This window comes from Dietzia sp. IN118 (assembly GCF_032905965.1).
GTDB lineage: Bacteria > Actinomycetota > Actinomycetes > Mycobacteriales > Mycobacteriaceae > Dietzia > Dietzia kunjamensis.
Genome location: NZ_JAUMSR010000001.1, coordinates 998,184 through 1,015,088 on the forward strand (window position 1 = coordinate 998,184; position 16,905 = coordinate 1,015,088).

At 71.1% G+C, this 16,905-nt stretch carries 16 protein-coding genes; 4 read left to right on the plus strand and 12 right to left on the minus strand.

The window, feature by feature from the left end; genetic code table 11:
* Positions 1 to 19 precede the first annotated feature (19 nt).
* Positions 20 to 1,174: an AI-2E family transporter gene (locus Q2K20_RS04920; protein WP_069390333.1), complete on the plus strand. Its 1,155-nt coding sequence runs from the start codon at positions 20 to 22 to the stop codon at positions 1,172 to 1,174.
* 47 nt (positions 1,175 to 1,221) lie between these two features.
* On the opposite strand, the gene Q2K20_RS04925 is transcribed toward Q2K20_RS04920, so the two are convergent.
* The 4 genes from Q2K20_RS04925 to Q2K20_RS04940 all read right to left on the minus strand — a co-directional run bounded on the left by Q2K20_RS04925 (position 1,222) and on the right by Q2K20_RS04940 (position 7,404).
* A complete protein-coding gene (locus Q2K20_RS04925) occupies positions 1,222 to 2,928 on the minus strand; it encodes a serine hydrolase domain-containing protein (protein WP_317176704.1) in 1,707 nt (568 codons plus the stop codon).
* Between the two features lie 60 nt (positions 2,929 to 2,988).
* Complete coding sequence (locus Q2K20_RS04930) at positions 2,989 to 4,644, minus strand: hypothetical protein (protein WP_269505150.1); 1,656 nt, start codon at positions 4,642 to 4,644, stop codon at positions 2,989 to 2,991.
* Between the two features lie 85 nt (positions 4,645 to 4,729).
* Entirely contained in the window at positions 4,730 to 5,674 is a 945-nt protein-coding gene (locus Q2K20_RS04935) for an LLM class F420-dependent oxidoreductase (protein ID WP_269505152.1), read from the minus strand.
* A 56-nt stretch (positions 5,675 to 5,730) separates the two neighbouring features.
* Complete coding sequence (locus Q2K20_RS04940) at positions 5,731 to 7,404, minus strand: peptide chain release factor 3 (protein ID WP_269505154.1); 1,674 nt, start codon at positions 7,402 to 7,404, stop codon at positions 5,731 to 5,733.
* A gap of 290 nt (positions 7,405 to 7,694) precedes the next feature.
* Here Q2K20_RS04940 and Q2K20_RS04945 point away from each other — a divergent pair, with 290 nt between their 5' ends.
* Positions 7,695 to 8,126, plus strand: coding sequence for a DUF6508 domain-containing protein (locus Q2K20_RS04945; RefSeq protein WP_067713342.1), 432 nt, complete (start codon positions 7,695 to 7,697; stop codon positions 8,124 to 8,126).
* A 38-nt stretch (positions 8,127 to 8,164) separates the two neighbouring features.
* On the opposite strand, the gene Q2K20_RS04950 is transcribed toward Q2K20_RS04945, so the two are convergent.
* Genes Q2K20_RS04950 through Q2K20_RS04960 form a run of 3 tightly spaced genes read right to left on the minus strand, consistent with a single transcriptional unit; the run spans position 8,165 to position 10,177 of the window.
* Complete coding sequence (locus tag Q2K20_RS04950) at positions 8,165 to 8,623, minus strand: DUF1990 family protein (RefSeq protein WP_269505157.1); 459 nt, start codon at positions 8,621 to 8,623, stop codon at positions 8,165 to 8,167.
* Positions 8,620 to 9,231, minus strand: a complete 612-nt coding sequence (pth, locus tag Q2K20_RS04955; protein WP_132061722.1) for an aminoacyl-tRNA hydrolase — start codon at positions 9,229 to 9,231, stop codon at positions 8,620 to 8,622. Before pth ends, Q2K20_RS04950 begins: the two co-directional genes overlap by 4 nt.
* A gap of 49 nt (positions 9,232 to 9,280) precedes the next feature.
* Positions 9,281 to 10,177 carry a LysR family transcriptional regulator ArgP gene (locus tag Q2K20_RS04960; RefSeq protein ID WP_132061724.1) on the minus strand — a complete coding sequence of 299 codons (897 nt, stop codon included), beginning with the start codon at positions 10,175 to 10,177 and terminating at the stop codon, positions 9,281 to 9,283.
* Between the two features lie 68 nt (positions 10,178 to 10,245).
* On the opposite strand from Q2K20_RS04960, the gene Q2K20_RS04965 reads away from it, so the two are divergent.
* Positions 10,246 to 10,863: a LysE/ArgO family amino acid transporter gene (locus Q2K20_RS04965; RefSeq protein ID WP_269505163.1), complete on the plus strand. Its 618-nt coding sequence runs from the start codon at positions 10,246 to 10,248 to the stop codon at positions 10,861 to 10,863.
* A 133-nt stretch (positions 10,864 to 10,996) separates the two neighbouring features.
* Here the strand turns inward: Q2K20_RS04965 and Q2K20_RS04970 are convergent, their stop codons facing one another.
* The 4 genes from Q2K20_RS04970 to glmU form a co-directional block, all read right to left on the minus strand.
* Entirely contained in the window at positions 10,997 to 11,629 is a 633-nt protein-coding gene (locus Q2K20_RS04970) for a 50S ribosomal protein L25/general stress protein Ctc (protein WP_069389953.1), read from the minus strand.
* 274 nt (positions 11,630 to 11,903) lie between these two features.
* Positions 11,904 to 12,263 carry an arsenate reductase (glutaredoxin) gene (arsC, locus tag Q2K20_RS04975; protein WP_132061728.1) on the minus strand — a complete coding sequence of 120 codons (360 nt, stop codon included), beginning with the start codon at positions 12,261 to 12,263 and terminating at the stop codon, positions 11,904 to 11,906.
* Between the two features lies 1 nt (position 12,264).
* The gene (locus Q2K20_RS04980; RefSeq protein WP_067713365.1) at positions 12,265 to 13,242 is read right to left on the minus strand and encodes a ribose-phosphate diphosphokinase; all 978 of its coding nucleotides are present in this window, start codon (positions 13,240 to 13,242) and stop codon (positions 12,265 to 12,267) included.
* Positions 13,239 to 14,735, minus strand: a complete 1,497-nt coding sequence (gene glmU / locus Q2K20_RS04985) for a bifunctional UDP-N-acetylglucosamine diphosphorylase/glucosamine-1-phosphate N-acetyltransferase GlmU (protein WP_269505172.1) — start codon at positions 14,733 to 14,735, stop codon at positions 13,239 to 13,241. The genes Q2K20_RS04980 and glmU overlap by 4 nt, the downstream gene beginning before the upstream one ends.
* A gap of 170 nt (positions 14,736 to 14,905) precedes the next feature.
* On the opposite strand from glmU, the gene Q2K20_RS04990 reads away from it, so the two are divergent.
* The gene (locus tag Q2K20_RS04990; RefSeq protein ID WP_269505222.1) at positions 14,906 to 16,189 is read left to right on the plus strand and encodes an MFS transporter; all 1,284 of its coding nucleotides are present in this window, start codon (positions 14,906 to 14,908) and stop codon (positions 16,187 to 16,189) included.
* Here Q2K20_RS04990 and Q2K20_RS04995 read toward each other — a convergent pair.
* On the minus strand, positions 16,186 to 16,797 hold the full coding sequence (locus tag Q2K20_RS04995; protein ID WP_269505174.1) for a flavodoxin family protein: 612 nt from the start codon (positions 16,795 to 16,797) through the stop codon (positions 16,186 to 16,188). The genes Q2K20_RS04990 and Q2K20_RS04995 overlap by 4 nt on opposite strands.
* Positions 16,798 to 16,905 lie beyond the last annotated feature (108 nt).

A 16,905-nucleotide genomic window follows, 5' to 3' on the forward strand; every position in this document is an offset into this window, starting at 1 on the left:
GCCGCTCGTGAGGAGCGTCATGACTGGCAGCGGAGACAACGTGGGCCCTCCGGCGGCGCCGACGCCGGAGGCGCTCGCCCCCCACGAGGAACCCAAGGGCTGGGGCATCGCCGGCGTCACGGCGGTGTCCCTCGCGGCCCTGTTCGTGGTGGTGTGGGGACTGTCCGAACATGCGAGTCTGCTGATGCCGGCGTTTCTGGCGCTGAACCTGGTCATCGCCGCCCAGCCCCTGCAGCGGCTGCTGCAGCGGGCCGGGCTGCCCCGCTGGGGGGCGATGATCATCGTCCTGCTGGTGCTCTACCTGCTGCTGGCCGCGCTGGTCGGGATGCTGGTGTGGGCATTGTGGGTCGCAGCCGAGGAGATCCCGCAGTACCAGGACAAGTTCATCGAGCTGTACGAGCAGACGATCGCGTTCCTCGGCACTTTCGGCGTGAGCGAGGATCAGGTCACCTCGAGCCTCCAGGGCGTGGACCCCACCACGATCGTCGGTACCCTGCAGAACGTCGCCGGTCAGTTGTCCTCGGCCGGCGGTCAGCTCACCGTCCTGGTCATCGCGCTGACGTTCCTCGTGTTCGACGTCCCCGGCATCACGAGGCGTCGCGCGGTGATCGCCCGGCAGCGGCCCCGGCTCGCCGACGCCCTCGGGTCGTTCACCGACGGCGTGAAGTCGTACTGGATCGTTTCCACGGTCTTCGGTCTCCTCGTGGCGGTGATCGACACGGTGGCACTGATGATCCTCGGCGTGCCGCTGGCGCTGGTGTGGGGCGTGCTGGCGTTCGTCACCAACTACATCCCCAACATCGGCTTCGTGCTGGGGCTGGTGCCGCCGGCATTGTTCGCGCTGCTCACCGGGGGGCCGGTCGAGGCCATCTGGGTGGTGGTGATCTACAGCGTCGTCAACCTGGTCATGCAGAGCTTCATCCAGCCCAAGTTCACGGGCGACGCGGTGGGGCTGACCCCCACGGTGACGTTCCTGTCACTGGTGTTCTGGTCGGCGATCGCCGGGGCGCTGGGCGCCATCCTCGCCGTCCCGCTGACGCTGGCGGTCAAGGCGTTCCTCGTGGACGCTGATCCCCGGATGGCCTGGTTCTCCACGTTCCTCACGACCCCGGACGCGGACGCCAAGCGGGACCGGCGGCGCGCGGCGCGGCTGGAGGCGGCCCACGAGGGGTAGGTCCCGCCGGCGTCGGCACCAGCCGGTGGACCCTGGCGGCCCCGCGGTCAGTCGCCCGTCTCGTCCTCTCCGACGCGGGTGAAGGTGCCCAGGCCGTTGCCGTCGAGGAGATCCACGGTCACCGTGTCGCCGTCGACGGTGACGCTGCCGCGGGAGCCGGGCGGCCAGTTCTCACCGACCGGGCTCACGGCGAAGGTGTCGCCGTCCCAGTGTTCGAGCGGCCAGACCTGCGGCCCCGGGCCCACGTCCAGCGCGAGTGCGGGGCCCGCGACCGGCGGGGCGTCCGAAACCGGGTCGTCCGATCCCCGGTCAGCCTGTGAGGCGACGCGGCGGATCTCGATCTCGCCGAAGTAGTCGTTGCGGTAGACGCCCACCAGCTCGTCCGCCGGTCGCGGCGGTGCGGGGGCGGAGGGTTGCCGAGTGGAGACCAGGTCGCCGACGGGGGCCAGCAGTGGGCCGAACGCCTCGCCGTACAGCTCCCGCCACTTCAGGGTGGGGTCGCCGAACTGCGTGTAGTCCGCGAAGCGCGAATTGATGGTCTCCGCCACCCCGACGGGCGAGGCGTTGGTCAGGGTGATGATGCCGAGGTCCAGCGACGGCATCATGAGCATCGCAGTTCCGGCGCCGAGCGCGAACGCACCGGAGTGGCTCCACTCGACGCGGCCGGAGGAGCTGGTGGAGATATTGAACCCGTAGCCGTAGGTCCCGGTCCGGTCCGCCGCGGACTGCGGGGGTGAGGAGACGGCCTGCGGGGTCAGAGCCTGTCGGAGTGCGTCGGAGGGGACGACCTGCGAGCCGCCGGGCCCGGCGCCGTCGGCGAGCACCATCGACATCCACCGCGCCATGTCCGTGACCGACGAGCTCAGGCCCCCCGCGGGGGCCTGGGCGTCCGGGTCACGCGCGGGATCGGCCGGGACCCAGTCGCCGGACGACTCGCCCGACTCGTCGGCGGCAGCGCGGACGTGGCCGACGACGCGGTTGTGGCGGTCGAGCAGGTCCTCGTAGGAGTAGGAGGTGTCGTCCATGTCGAGGGGGTCGAAGAGCCGCTCGCGGGCCAGCTCGGGCCAGGGGGTGCCGGCCGCGACGGCCACGGCTTCGGCTCCGGCGGTGAGCCCGAAGTTGGTGTACGCGTACGAGGCGCGGAACGGCTCCAGCGGCAGGTGGCGCAGCCCGTGCAGGATCGCCGGGCGGTCGTACCCGAGGTCCTCGATATCGTCGCCTGCGTGCTCGGGCAACCCGGAGCGGTGCGCGAACAGGTCGCCCACCGTCACGTCGGCGGTCACGCCCGGATCGGACAGGGCGAACCACGGGAGGTGCTCGCGCACGGGAGTCGACCAGTCGATCTCGCTCTCGGCGGTCTCCGCGGCCACGACGGTGGCGCTGACCGGCTTGGAGACCGACGCCATGGGGAAGACCGTCCGCGCGTCCACCTCCTCGCCGGTCTCGGTGCTGCGCACGCCGAACCCCTCGGCCAACGCCACCTCGCCACCGTGCACCACCGCCACTGCGACGCCCGGGATGCCCGAGGCCTCGAGCTCCTCCTCGACGATGTCGGTCACCTTGCCGATCGCGTACTCGACCCGGTCGTCCGAGACCTCCAGTCCGGAGTAGGCCGCGGGACTCTGGCCGGGCTGCGGGTCGGGGACCGGGGTGCCGCACGCCGAGGCGGACATGGCCACGGTGAGCCCGAGCGCCGCTGCTCCGGCGATCCGCGGGCGGCGCGAGCGACGGGGAGGGGACGGGTCCGGGGTCATTTCCTCAGGTTAGTCGTCCGGCGCCGCGAATCGCCGCAACAGCGCAGGACGAGCTGGTGGTCAGCGCGCCCGTTCCCAGTTGGCGGTCCACGCCTCGGCGCCGCCCATGAGCTGACGCTCCAGCTCGGCCCGGTCGGGCCCGGCGCGGTGCAGCACGTCGGCGGCCCAATCGGCGTAGAGGCCGTACTGGGCGACCCCGTCGGTGTTGAGGTCGTACTCGCGGTCACCGAACCGCCACCGGTCCATCACCTCGCCGCTGGGCGCGGTGAACGGGTACACGAGCGGGTCGCTCGCCGCGCTCGGCCGGGGCTCGGCGAGGGCGGCCAGGCCGTTGACGTCGGAGCCGAAGCCGTAGCCGGTGAACGGCCGGGCGGCGCCGGCGGTGTTCGTGCGCCACTGCTCGAGGAAGCCGGTCTCGAAGTTCTCGGTGGCCTCGGCGGGCCAGGCGAACGCGGCCACGAACCCGCCCTGCTCGTGGACCCGGCGAGTGTTGCCCTGCGTGGCCCAGGCGTGGTCCACGACCAGGCCTGTGTACCCCGCCTCAGCGGCGATGTCGAGGGTGCGGTGGGCGGTCTTGACGCCCATGTGGTCGATGTTGATCACCATGCCGCGGGCCATCATCCCGCGGATCGCGTGCTCGCCCAGCGGCGTCAGCCCGCGCACGTTGCACAGCGGAGCCTCGGGGTAGACGGGCAGTGCCGCGCCCGCCGGGGCGTCCGAGGAGGCCACCGCCAGGCCGTCGGCGACGGGCGTGGAGGCCAGGGGTTGGGCGTGGTCGGCGTCGGGACCGGTGCACGGCTCGGTCTCCCAGAACCGCTGGGTGCCCAGTTTGTTGCCGATGTTGACCGCGAGGCCGGCCAGTTCCTCGTCCATGCGGGCGCCACCGAGGGCGTTGTCGAACTTGTGTACCGGGAACACGGTCGACACGCCCCACGAGGCGAACTCGTCGAGACCCCGGTCGATGTCCTCGGTCGTGCACATCGGCACGTCGTCGACCACCCGGCACCCGAACGGCTCGGATGCCTCGACGCCCAGCGTGACCGCGAGTTTCCCGTCCGCTGCGATGGCGCGGACGTCCTCCGGCGAGCGGGCGATCCGGAACCAGCCCCGCCCGGGACCGCCGTGCTCGGCGTCGATGTGGGCCTCCATCCGCTCGAGGTAGTCCACCTGCCGGCGCAGTTGCTCCATCTCGTCGCACGGGGAGCGCGCGGGTACCCCGATCCCGGCGAGGGCCTCGCAGAGCACGCGGTTGGCCACCAGATGGTTGGTGAGCACCCGCAGTCCACCGCGCCACGCCCGCTCTATACCGGTGTAGTAGGCCTGTTCGTGCAGTTGGGACTCGTGCGACGGCCACTGCGCGAAGGTGGGGAAGCCCTGGGTCCCGCCGGGCAGGGCGGTGCCCCCGAGGACCGATTCGAGCAGCGCGAAGTGCCCGGTGCCCGAGTGGCTCGGGCAGTCCGCCAGCGCCTCGCCGATGCCGCCGGGGGAGAACGGCTCGCCGCAGCGCAGGGCGCCGCCGAATGCCTGCGACGCCGCGAGGTGCGCGTGGGCGTCGACCATGCCGCTGATGGGGGAGCCGCCGGCTGGGGTCGCCGCCCGGGACGGTGCGGCGTTCAGGGGGGCGAGTAGGGCGACGACGACGAGGAGTGCCATCGCGGCCCACGCACAGCCTCCGGGATGTGCTGCCCTCGTCGTCGTCGTGTCTTGTGCCACCATGGAGTGACACTAATCCCACTCCTCGGGCAGGGGAGGGCGTTTCGCCCGGCCGGCGGGTCGGCCGGCCGGCCGGGCAGGGCTCGCGTCAGAGCTGGCGCGCCACCTCGGAGGCGACCAGGTCGAGGTGGTCCAGGTCGGACATGTCGAGCACCTGCAGGTAGATGCGCCGGGCACCGATCGCCGCGTACCGGCCGATCGTGTCCACGACCTCGTCCGGGGTCCCGGCGGCGCCGTTGGCCCGCAGTTCGTCGACCTCGCGGCCGATGGCGTCCGCCCGCCGGGCGATCTGCGCCTCGTCGCGCCCGCAGCACAGGACGAGGGCGGCCGAGCGGATGATCTCATCGGGGGCGCGGCCGCGCGCGGCGCAGGCCTCGTCGACCCGTCGGTACTGCGTTGCCACGGTGTCGAGGTCGGCGAACGGCACGTTGAACTCGTCGGCGAACCGGGCGGCCAGCGCCGGGGTCCGCTTCTTGCCGTGACCACCGACGATCACCGGCGGGCGCTGCTGCACGGGCTTGGGCAGGCCGGGGGAGTCCAGCATCTCCATGCGCTTCCCGCGGACGGAGACCGTCTCGCCGGCGGGCGTGGACCAGAAGGTCTCCAGCGCCCCGAGGGTGTCCTCCAGCAGGTCGAACCGCTCGCCCAGCGGCGGAAAGGGGATGCCGTAGGCGGTGTGCTCGTCGGCGTACCAGCCAGCGCCGAGTCCCACGTCGAGGCGGCCGCCGGACATCTCGTCGACCTGGGCCATCGAGATCGCCAGCGGGCCAGGGTGGCGGAACGTCACCGAGGTGAGCAGGGTGCCGAGCCGGATGGTCGAGGTCTCGCGGGCCAGGGCGGCGAGGGTCAGCCACGCGTCGGTGGGGCCGGGCAGGCCACTGATGTCGCCCATCTTGAGGTAGTGGTCCGACCGGAAGAAGGCCTCGTAGCCGAGGTCCTCGGCCGCGCGGGCGACGGCGAGCTGGTCGGCGTACGTCGCACCCTGCTGGGGCTCGACGAAGACGCGGAGGCTGACCGGAGAATCACTGGGCATGCCCTCCAGCATGCCGCCGGGTGACCCGCCCGCGCCAACCGCCGGCCCGCGTCAGGCTAGTTGGTGTCGGCGACCAGCGGCTCGATGGTGAGGTGTTCCATCTCCTTGGTGATGTACTGCAGCCGCCACTTGTCACCGAACAGGGCCAACAGTTCGCCGTCGGTGCGCTGGAAAACCTCGACTCCGCGCTGGCGGCCGAGTTCGCCGGCCGACTCGGCGTCGGTGCGGCGGGCGATCGTGTACGGCAGGTTGTCCACCACGACCTCGACGTTGAACTCGGCCTTCATCCGGGCCGTGACCACCTCGAACTGCATGGGGCCGACCGCGGCCATGACCGGGTTGGCGTCGCCGCGGGTGTCGTTGCGCAGGATCTGCACCACGCCCTCGGCGGCCAGCTGGTCGATGGCCTTGCGGAACTGCTTGTACTTGCCCAGCGACTGGGCGCGGACCACTGCGAAGTGCTCGGGGGCGAACTGCGGGATCGGCGGGAACTGCACCTTCCTACCGCTGTAGAGGGTGTCGCCGGGGGCGAGGGCCGTGGCGTTGACCAGGCCCACCACGTCGCCGGGGTAGGCGGTCTCCACGGTGGTGCGGTCGCGGCCGAACACCGTCAGTGCGTACTTGGTGGTGAAGGGCTTGCCCGTCTGGGCGTGCTGGACCACCATGCCGCGCTCGAACTCGCCGGAGACCACGCGCATGAACGCCAGGCGGTCGCGGTGCGCGGCGTCCATGCCGGCCTGCACCTTGAACACCATGGCGGAGAACGGTTCCGAGGTCTTGCGGGGCTCGCCGGAGACGGTCGGCCACTCGCGCGGCGGCGGGGCCAGCTCGACCAGCGCGTCGAGGATCTGGTGGACGCCGAAGTTGAGCATCGCGGAGGCGAAGATCACCGGGCTGGTCTCGCCGGCCAGGTACAGCTCCTGGTCGTGGTCCTGACCCATCGCCGAGAGCAGCTCGGACTCCTCGACCGCGGTCTCCCACACGTCGCCCTCGCGCTCGGCGGCGGTGTCCGGGTCGTAGTGCTCCTCGGGGGCGATCGTCGACCCGCCGGCGGTGCGGGTGAAGTGCACGTATTCCTCGGGGGCGCCGTCGTCGCCGCGGCGCAGCAGGCCGCGGTAGTCGCCGGCGATGCCCACGGGCATGAACAGGGGGGTGGGCACGAGGCCGATCTGCTCGGTGATCTCGTCGAGCAGCTCGAGCGGCGCCCGGCCGGGCCGGTCCCACTTGTTGATCACCGTGATGATCGGCAGACCGTTGTGCTTGCACACCTGGAAGAGCTTGAGGGTCTGCGGCTCGAGGCCCTTGGCGGCGTCGATGAGCATGACCGCCGCGTCGACCGCGGTGAGGACGCGGTAGGTGTCCTCGGAGAAGTCGGCGTGGCCGGGGGTGTCGACCAGGTTGATGACGTACGGGTCGTCGCCGGGACTCGAGCCCTCCGGTGCGTAGGTGAACTGCAGCGCGGTGGAGCTGACGGAGATGCCGCGGGCCTTCTCCATCTCCATCCAGTCCGACACGGTCGAGCGGCGGCCCGACTTGCCGTGGACGGCGCCGGCCTCGGTGATCACCCGCGCGTGCAGCGCGAGCGCCTCCGTGAGCGTGGACTTGCCGGCGTCCGGGTGGGCGATCACGGCGAACGTCCTGCGGCGCGCGACTTCGGACGTGACGTCCCCGGCGGCGTCCGCACCCGTGGCGTGCCCGCCCGTTCCGGTGTCCTCGGCGGTCTCGGTCACGCGCACTCCTTCTGGCAGTCGACGGCCCTCGTCGTCGTCACCCAGCGTACGTCCGCCCACGGGTGAGCACACAATCCGGCGGTGCGACCCACGAGGTCGGTGTGGCGCGTGAAACGCGAGGTCAGGCGCGGCGCCTGCGCGGATCGAGCGCGCCAGTCGATAGCTTTCGTAACGAGTGCGCGTGCCCCGACCGATGAACCGTGAACGACGCTACGCGCGGCCGGGTGTCGTACCCGGTCGCTACGGTGCGCACGAGCCGCGTCGGACGACGCGCAGAGGCGGGGACTGGAATGGGCGAGGGCAGTGACCGGCACGAGCTGGAGGAGCGCAGGGTCGCGCTCCGGCGGCTGCTGCCCGTGGTCGAGCGGTTGCGGGGGCTCGACGGCGTGACGTGGGCGGGCGGGCAGCGACACCGCAACGGCGCGTACCTGGTGCGCTACCCGACCTACGACGAGGACACCCTGGCCGTGATGAAGGCGTTCGGCGGGGGCGTGCTCACCCGGCACGGGTACCTCGACGAGTTGGAGCGGCGCGGGTTGTCGGACGGCTCGCTCACCGACCTCACCGGGCTGGCCGAGCGGTCGGACGAGGACCTGACCCGCGCGCTGCTCACCTGGGTGGTCCGGTCCGAGCGGTTCGTCGACGGTGCGATCGCGGAGTCGCTGACGGAGGGATCGCTCGTGGCGCTTCTCGATCGGCTGCAGGAGCTCTATGAACTGTGACGTTGCTGAGCTGTGACGTCCACGCCGGGCGCCGCGGGTCAGGGCCGGTCGCGCAGGGCGGCGAGGTAGCGGCGGGTGATCCGCTCCTGTTCGAGTCGGGCGATGGGTGCACCCAGCCGGGCGAGCAGGGTGGCGTGCGCGGATTCACCGGTGAGGGTGAGCGCGACGGCGTCGGTGACGGGATCGTGCCGGACGAGGAACGTCTCCCATCCGCGCTCGGGGTGGCCGGGTAGGGCGCGATAGGTGAACCCCCGCGCGTCGGGGCGGTCGACGACCTCCGTGACCTCGCAGGGGGCGGCCAGGTGCAGCCACGCGCCGGGGCCTGATCGCGGCCGGAGGATGACGGTGCGGCCGGGGGTGGCGGGCCCGGTGGCGACGACGACGAGGCCCGCCCGCCGGTGCAGGTCCCAGCTGACGAGTGCTGCACTCGCGCGGCGGAAGAGATCGGCACCGGAGCCCAGGTGGGCCTCGCGCTCGAACCGCCGGGAGCGCGTCACGCGGAGTGGACCTGGTTCTGGGCCGTCTCCAGCCCGTGCTTGAGGAGGAGTTCCACGGCGTCGGCGGCGTCCTGGATGAGGAACGGCACATCGGGTTGCTCGAGCTTGGAGAAGCGCTTGAGTACGAAGTCGGCCACCGCCATGCGGCCCGGCGGGCGGCCCACCCCGGCGCGGACGCGGATGTAGTCGCGGGTGCCGAGGGAGCCGGACAGCGAGCGCAGGCCGTTGTGGCCGCCCTCGCCGCCGCCGCGCTTGAGGCGGACCTGCCCGAAGTCGATGTCGATCTCGTCGTGGATCACGATGATGTCGGTGGGCGTGACCGAGAAGTACTTGGCGACCGCGGCGACAGGCCCGCCCGAGAGGTTCATGTAGCTGCGGGGGCGGGCCAGGACCACGGGCTTGTCGGCGAGCCGGGTCTGGGCGATCTCGCAGTTGGTCCGCTTGTGGGTGGAGAAGCTCGCCGGCATCGGCAGGGCGCGGGACGCCAACTCCTGCAGGACGTCCCAGCCGATGTTGTGGCGGGTGCCCTCGTAGTCGGGTCCGGGGTTGGCCAGACCCACGACGAGCGTGGGGCCGGGCGTGGGGCCGGGCGTGGAAGCGGTAGTCACGGGCCCATGATCCCAGACGGCGCCGGCCCGCCCGGGCGCACCTGTCCGATCAGTTCCGCAGCTCGGTGCGGGCGGTGTCGAGAACGGCGGCGGTGAGGGCGTCGAGGTCGGGTGACTGCAGTTTCCAGTGCTGCCAGAACAGGGGGACGTCGAGGAAGTGGTCGGGGGAGACGTCCACGATCTCGCCGGAGACCAGCCATGGGGTGGCGAGGTGCTCGGGGATCAGGCCCCAGCCCAGCCCGGCGACGATCGCCCGGACGTGATCGTGCGAGCTGGGGATGAAGTGCCGGGGCCCGGTGGGTTCCCGGCGGGCCAGGCGGCGATAGTGGTTGTTCTGGTGGCCGTCGCTGCGGTCGAAGTCGACGATGGGCGCCCGGCCGAGCGCGGCGGTGGTCGAGCCGTCACGCAGGTGCCGGGCGACGAACCCGGGGCTCGCGCAGGCCAGGTACCGCATGGATCCCAGGGGCTGCGAGCGGCAACCCTGGACCGGCCGGGACTGGCTGGTCACCGCGGCCATCACCTCGCCGCGCCGCAGCAACTCGCTGGACAGGGACTCGTCCTCGCGGCGGATGTCGAAGACCACCCGGCCGGCCGCGTGGACCTCGGTCATGGCATCGAGGAACCAGGTCGCCAGCGAGTCGGAGTTGCACGCCACGGCCAAGATCACGTGTTCCTGGGCCGACGCCGGGTCGTCGAGTTCGCCGGCGAGGGATTCCTCGAGGTGGAGCATCTGCCGCGCAGTGCGCAGCACGATCTCGCCGGAGGCGGTGGCGGAGATCGGCCGCTCGCGACGGACGAGGATCCGTCCCGCGGACTCCTCGAGTGCGCGGACCCGCTGGGACACCGCCGACTGGGTGATGTGCAGGTGGGCGGCGGCGGCCTCGAACGAGCCGAGGTCCACGACGGCGGCGAGGGTGCGGAGGTGATCGAGTTGCAGGCTGTTCATAAGCACAGCTGATGCTAGTACAGAAAGTGCAGTGGCACTACTGATGAAACCGGGCCTACGGTGACGTCGTGACCGCTACTTCCACACTTCTCATGGGCGTCGGCATGGGCCTCGGGCTCATCGCCGCCGTCGGCGCGCAGAACGCCTACGTCCTCCAGCGTTCGATCCGTGGCGATGTGGCGATGGTTCCCATCGTCGGCTTCTGCGTGGTGTCCGAGGCCGCGCTCATCCTGCTCGGGGTGGCGGGCGTGGGGGTGCTCATCGAATCGGCGCCGGCGGCGATCACGGTCATGAAGTGGATCGGGGTCGTGTTCCTGCTGGCCTACGGGGCGTTCGCCGCGTCCCGCGCGATCCGGCCCGGCGACGGGTTGCAGGTCGACGGCAACGCGCGGGTCCCGTCGACGCTCGGGGCGCTGGCGGCGTGCGCGGCGTTCACCTGGCTCAACCCGCACGCCTACCTCGACTGCGTGGTGTTCCTCGGCACGCTCGCCAACCAACAGGGGACCGACCTGCGCTGGGTGTTCGCGGCCGGGGCCTTCATCGCGGGCGTGCTGTGGTTCTCGCTCATCGGGTTCGGTGGCAAGGCGTTGCGGGGGCTGTTCGCCAGGCCCGGGGCGTGGCGGGTGCTCGACGCCGGCATCGCCGTGATGATGCTGGTCCTGGCGATCGGCCTCATCCGCGGCTGATGCCGAGCCCTCGGCGTGGAGGGGCCGGGCCGGCGAAATACGGGACGGGCCCGGCACGACGTTGTGGTCGTTCCGGGCCCGTGGCCGGGTGCCGCCGGTCAGGCGGCGTCCGCGTGATTCACGCGGGGGAGGATCAACCCTCCTCGGCGGCCTTCGCGGCGTCCTCGGCGGCCTCGCCCTGGGGCGCAGCCTCCTCGTCCTCCTCGAGGTCGGACTCGGACGGCGCCTCGATCACGTTGACCAGCAGGGTCTCCGGATCGGAGACCAGCGTGGCGCCGGCGGGCAGCGTGATGTCGGCGGCGGTGAACTGGGTGCCGGCCTCGACGTCCTCCACCGAGAGCGTGAACTCCTCGGGGATGTCGGTGGCCTCGACCTCGATCTCGATGTAGTCGGCGTCCGTCGTGACCAGGGTGCCGGGGGCGGCCTCACCCTCGAGGACGACGTAGACCTCGACGACGACCTTCTCGCCCTTGCGCACGACGAGCAGGTCGGTGTGCTCGATGATGCGGGTCAGCGGGTGCACGTCGATCTGCTTGGGCAGCGCGAGCTGCTCCTCGCCCTCGATGTCAAGGGTGAGCAGGGAGTTGGTGCCGTGCGCGCGGAGCACGGCGGCGAACTCGAGCGCGTCGAGCAGCAGGTGGCGGGGCTCGGTGTGGTGGCCGTACAGCACCGCGGGGACCTTGCCCTCACGACGGGCGCGGCGGGCGGAGCCCTTGCCGAACTCGGTGCGGGTGGAGGTCTTGAGGTTGTTGATTTCCTTGGCCATGATCGCCTTTTCGTCGGGTGGGAGAGCGGGACGCCCTGCGGGTGATGACCTCCTCGGCGATCGAGACGATCGCCGGGCCGGTCCACCGGGACCACGCCGACAATGATCGCGTCGATAACGGAGTGGCCCGGGTTGATGCGGGTCCTCCCTCGCCGAGATGACCCGACCAGCCTAGCGCCGAGGGGTGCGGGGCCCAAAATCGCAGCGAACCCGCCGCTCTCGGATGAGGGCGCAGCGGGCTCGACGCAGGCGAGGCGCCGTCAGAGTCGGGACGTCAGAGGATCTCCTCGACCGCCGCCGTGGGACGCGCGAGGCGGGTGCCCTTGTCGGTGACGACGAAGGGCCGCTCGATGAGCCGGGGGTGGGCGACCATCGCGGCGAGCAGGTCGTCATCGGAGGCGTCGATGAGGCCGAGCTCGGTGAACTCGGCCTCCTTGACGCGCACCGCCTCCCGCACCGTCAGGCCGGCGTCGGCGATGAGGGTGCGCAGCTGCTCGACGTCCGGGGGAGTGTCGAGATACTTGATGACGGTCGGCTCCACACCCCGCTCGCGGAGCAGCTCCAGCGCCTGCCGGGACTTGGAGCAGCGGGGGTTGTGGTAGATCGTGGCGCGCCCCGCCGGGTCCGCGGTCATGTCAGGCGTTCCCGTTGAAGAGGCTGGTCACCGACCCGTTCTCGAAGACCTCGTGGATGGTCCGGGCCAGCAGCGGCGCGATGGACAGCACGGTGAGGTTCTCGAACCGCTTCTCCGGCGGGATCGGCAGCGTGTCGGTGGTGATGACCTCCTTGGCCCCGCAGTTGGCGAGACGCTCGGCGGCCGGATCGGAGAAGATGCCGTGGGTGGTGGCGATGATGACGTCCCCGGCACCGGCGTCCTTGAGGACCTTGACGGCGCCGGCGATGGTGCCACCGGTGTCGATCATGTCGTCCATCAGGACGCAGGTCTTGCCCTCCACGTCACCGACCACGCGGTTGGACTTCACCTGGTTGGGCACGTTGGGATCGCGGGTCTTGTGGACGAACGCGAGCGGCGCGCCGTCGAGGGCATCGGCCCACTTCTCGCCCACCTTGACGCGGCCGGCGTCGGGGGAGACCACGACGATGTTGTCGGTCCCGTAGTGCTGCCGGACGTAGTCCGAGAGCTGGCCCTGGGCGTGCATGTGGTCCACGGGACCGTCGAAGAAGCCCTGGATCTGGTCGGTGTGCAGGTCGACCGTGATGATGCGGTCCGCGCCGGCGGCCTTGAGCAGGTCCGCGATGAGACGGGCCGAGATCGGCTCGCGGCCGCGGTGCTTCTTGTCCTGCCGCGCGTACGGGTAGAACGGCAGGACGGCGGTGATCCGCTTGGCGCTTCCCCGCTTGAGGGCGTCGATCATGATGAGCTGCTCCATGATCCACTTGTTCAGCGGCGCCGGGGCACTCTGCAGCACGAACGCGTCACAGCCGCGGACGGACTCCTCGAAGCGAACGAAGATCTCGCCGTTGGCGAAGTCCCGGGCGGTCTGGGGGGTGACCTCGACGCCCAGTTCGGCGGCGACCTGGTCGGAGAGTTCGGGGTGCGCGCGCCCCGCGAAAAACATCAGGTTCTTCTGGTTGTCGATCCACTCGCTCACTGCGTGAGTCCGTCCTTCTGGGAGTCGTTCCGGGCACGACGGGCGGCCTCTGCCGAACCGGAATCGGGCCGGTTCTCGATCACCCAGTCGTCGATGTTCCTCTGTCGTCCGCCCGAGACCGCGAGGGCTCCGGGTGGGACGTCGTCCTTGATCACGGTACCCGCGCCCGAATAGGCCCCGTCTCCGACGGTCACAGGTGCGACGAACATGGTGTCCGAACCGGTGCGGCAGTGATCGCCGATCACTGTACGGTTCTTGTTCACCCCGTCGTAATTGACGAACACGCTCGACGCCCCGATGTTGGTGTGCTCGCCGATCGTCGCGTCGCCCACGTAGGTCAGGTGCGGCACCTTGGTGTTCGCCCCGATCGTCGACTTCTTGACCTCGACGAACGTGCCGATCTTGCTCCGCTCGCCCAGGTCCGCCTCGGGCCGCAGGTAGGCGAACGGGCCCACCTCCGCGCCAGCCCCGATTGTGGCGCGCACCGCATGTGAACGCACGACCGTGGCGCCCTCGCCGACCACGGTGTCCTGCAGGGTGGTGTCCGGTCCGACGGTCGCGCCGTCGCCGATCTCGGTGGCGCCCGTCAGGTGGGTGCCCGGCAGGATCGTCACGTCGCGGCCCGTGGCCACGCCGACGTCGAGCCACGTGCTGGACGGGTCGACGATCGTCGCGCCGCCCCGCATCGCCGACTCGCAGAGGCGACGGTTCATCTCGCCGGCCAGGGCTGCGAGCTGCACGCGATCATTGACGCCCGCGACCAGATCGGGGTCCTCGACACGGTGCCCGCGGATGAGGCCGTTGTCGCGCCGCGCGAGCTGGATGACGTCGGTGAGGTACAGCTCGCCCTGCGAGTTGTCCGTGCCCAGCTGCCCGAGCTTGTCCCGCAGGATGAGGGCGTCGAAGGCGTAGATGCCGGAGTTGACCTCGTCGATCGCCCGCTCGTCCTCCGAGGCGTCCTTGTGCTCGACGATCCGCAGCACCTCGCCGTCGTCGTTCCTCACGATGCGGCCGTACCCCGTGGGGTCGGGTGCCGTCGACGTCAGGACGGTGACCGCGGCGCGCGGTCGCAGGTCGTGGCGCGTCACGACCTCGCGCAGGGTGTCGGCGTCGAGCAGGGGGATGTCCGAGGTGGTGACGAGCACGGTGCCCGAGAAGTCGGCGGGCAGTCCCTTCATCCCGGCCGCGACGGCGTCGCCCGTCCCGTTCTGCTCCTCCTGCACCGCGGTGGAGACCGGCACGCCGAGCTCGGCCGACAACTCGTCGACCGCCGCCGAGACCTGGTCGCGCTGATGGCCGACGACCACGACGATCGCGTCCGGCTCGAGCCCCGCCGCGGCGTGCAGTGCGTGACCGAGCATCGTCCGCCCGCACACCCGGTGCAGCATCTTGGGGGTGGCGCTCTTCATCCGGGTGCCGGATCCGGCGGCCAGGACGATGACCGCGGTCTGTGGGCGGTCGGGCGCTGAACGGTCGGTCTCGGGTGTGGTCATCGAGTCTCCTCGGGCGTGGCAGCGCCGTGTGGGGGATGGGCGTAGTGCAACGTTAGGTCAACTTTGCGTCAACTCACTGTCAAAGTAGCGCGGACCCCTATGCGGGATCGAGTGTGACTCCGACGATTCGAACCGTCTTGAGGCGGAGTAGCCTGCCCCGCGTGTCAGTCCTGAGGCGCCAGTTGGCGGATACCCGACCACTGCGACAGCCGGACTTCCGCAGGATGTGGCTCGCCAACATCGTCACGGTCATCGGGGCGCAGTTGTCGATCGTCGCGGTGCCGCAGCAGGTCTTCGAGATCACCCGCAGCTCTGCGTATGTGGGGCTCACCGGCGTGTTCGCGCTGGTGCCCCTCGTGGTGTTCGGCCTGTGGGGCGGCGCGCTGGCCGATGCCCTCGACCGGCGTCGCCTGCTCATGGTCACCACCACCGGGCTGATCGTCACTTCACTGCTGTTCTGGGCGCAGGCCGCGGCGGGCAACCGGAACGTCTGGGTGGTGATGGTGCTGCTGTCGGTGCAGCAGGCGTTCTTCGCGGTCAACCAGCCCACCCGCTCGGCGATCATCCCCCGGATCGTCCCCTCCGACCAGCTTGCCTCCGCCTCGGCCCTGAACATGACCGTGATGCAGTTCGGGGCGATCGTCGGGCCCCTGTCCGCGGGCATCCTCATCCCGGTCCTGGGCCTGTCGACGATGTACCTGTTCACCGCCGTCGCGCTGTTGGCCACCCTGTACGCGGTGTTCCGGCTCCCGCCGCAGCCGGTCGAGGGGGAGCGCGGGTCGGTGGGGCTGCGGTCGGTGATCGACGGGTTCGCCTACCTGGCCACCCGCCGCATCCTCCTGGCCTCGTTCCTCGTGGACATCATCGCGATGGTCTTCGGCATGCCGCGGGCACTGTTCCCGCAGATCGCCACCGAGTCCTTCGGCGACCCCGCGACCGGCGGGACCGCCCTCGGTCTGTTGTTCGCCGCGATGAGCGTGGGCGCCGTGGCCGGCGGGGTGTTCTCCGGGTGGATCCCGCGCGTGCGCAGGCAGGGCCTGGCGGTGCTGGTGTGCGTGGCGCTGTGGGGCGCGGCGATGGTCGCGTTCGGGGTGTTCGTGGGCGCGTCCTCGCCCGGCGGCTCCGCGTGGTGGCTATGGCTGGCGCTCGCCGCGCTGGCGTTCGGCGGAGCCGTCGACATGATCTCGGCCGCGTTCCGCCAGGCGATCCTGCTGGATTCGGCCACCGACGAGATGCGCGGCCGGCTGCAGGGCGTGTTCATCGTGGTGGTGGCCGGCGGTCCGCGAATCGGCGACGTCGCGCACGGCGTGGCCGCGGCCTCGGTCGGCACGGCGGTCGCCGCGTCGGGTGGTGGCGTGCTGGTGGTGATCGGCGTGGTGATCTGCGCGATCGCCTTCCCGGCGTTCCTGCGCTACACCGTCCGCAGCGCGGTCGAGCGGAGCACCAAGGGTTAGACCGCCGGGTACTGCTCACGGCGCAGGAACCGCGCCAGGTGCACCGCGTTGGACGACAGCGTGGTGATGGTCGAGGCCACGGCCGACGGCGTGGAGTCGAGGTCCTTGTAGTCCACCGGGTTCATGGCCTCGTTGTTCCAGTAGGTGCAGCCCTGCGCCGGGATCGTGAACCCGATGTCGTTCAGGCCCTGGAACATGTCGGCGACGATCTTGTGCGCGCCGTCCTCGTTGCCCACCACCGCGACCACGGCGACCTTGCCGAACATCGCGGGACGGCCCTCGTCGTCGGTGGCCGACAGTTGCGCGTCGAGACGCTCCAGCACCCGCTGCGCGATGCTGGACGGATTGCCGAGCCACGTCGGCGTGGACAACACGAGGACGTCGGCGGTTCGGACCTTCTCGAGGATGGCGGGCCACTCGTCACCGTCGCCCATGTCGTCGTCGACCCCCGGACGGACGTCGAAGTCCGCGACCCGGACGGTCTCCCCGGTCACGCCGTGACCGGCGAGTTCGTCGAGGACCTGCCGGGCGATGAGGTCGCTGCTCGACTCGGCGGGCGAGGCCTTGAGCGAGCACACCAGGGCGAGTGCCTTGAGATCGGTGTCCATGCCCGGACGATAGGTCCACCCCACCCGCCGGACAACCGGTTCCGCGGGCCCGCGCCACCATGACCGGTGGAGGGCCGCGGGTGCGCCCCCTACGGTGGGGCCACTACG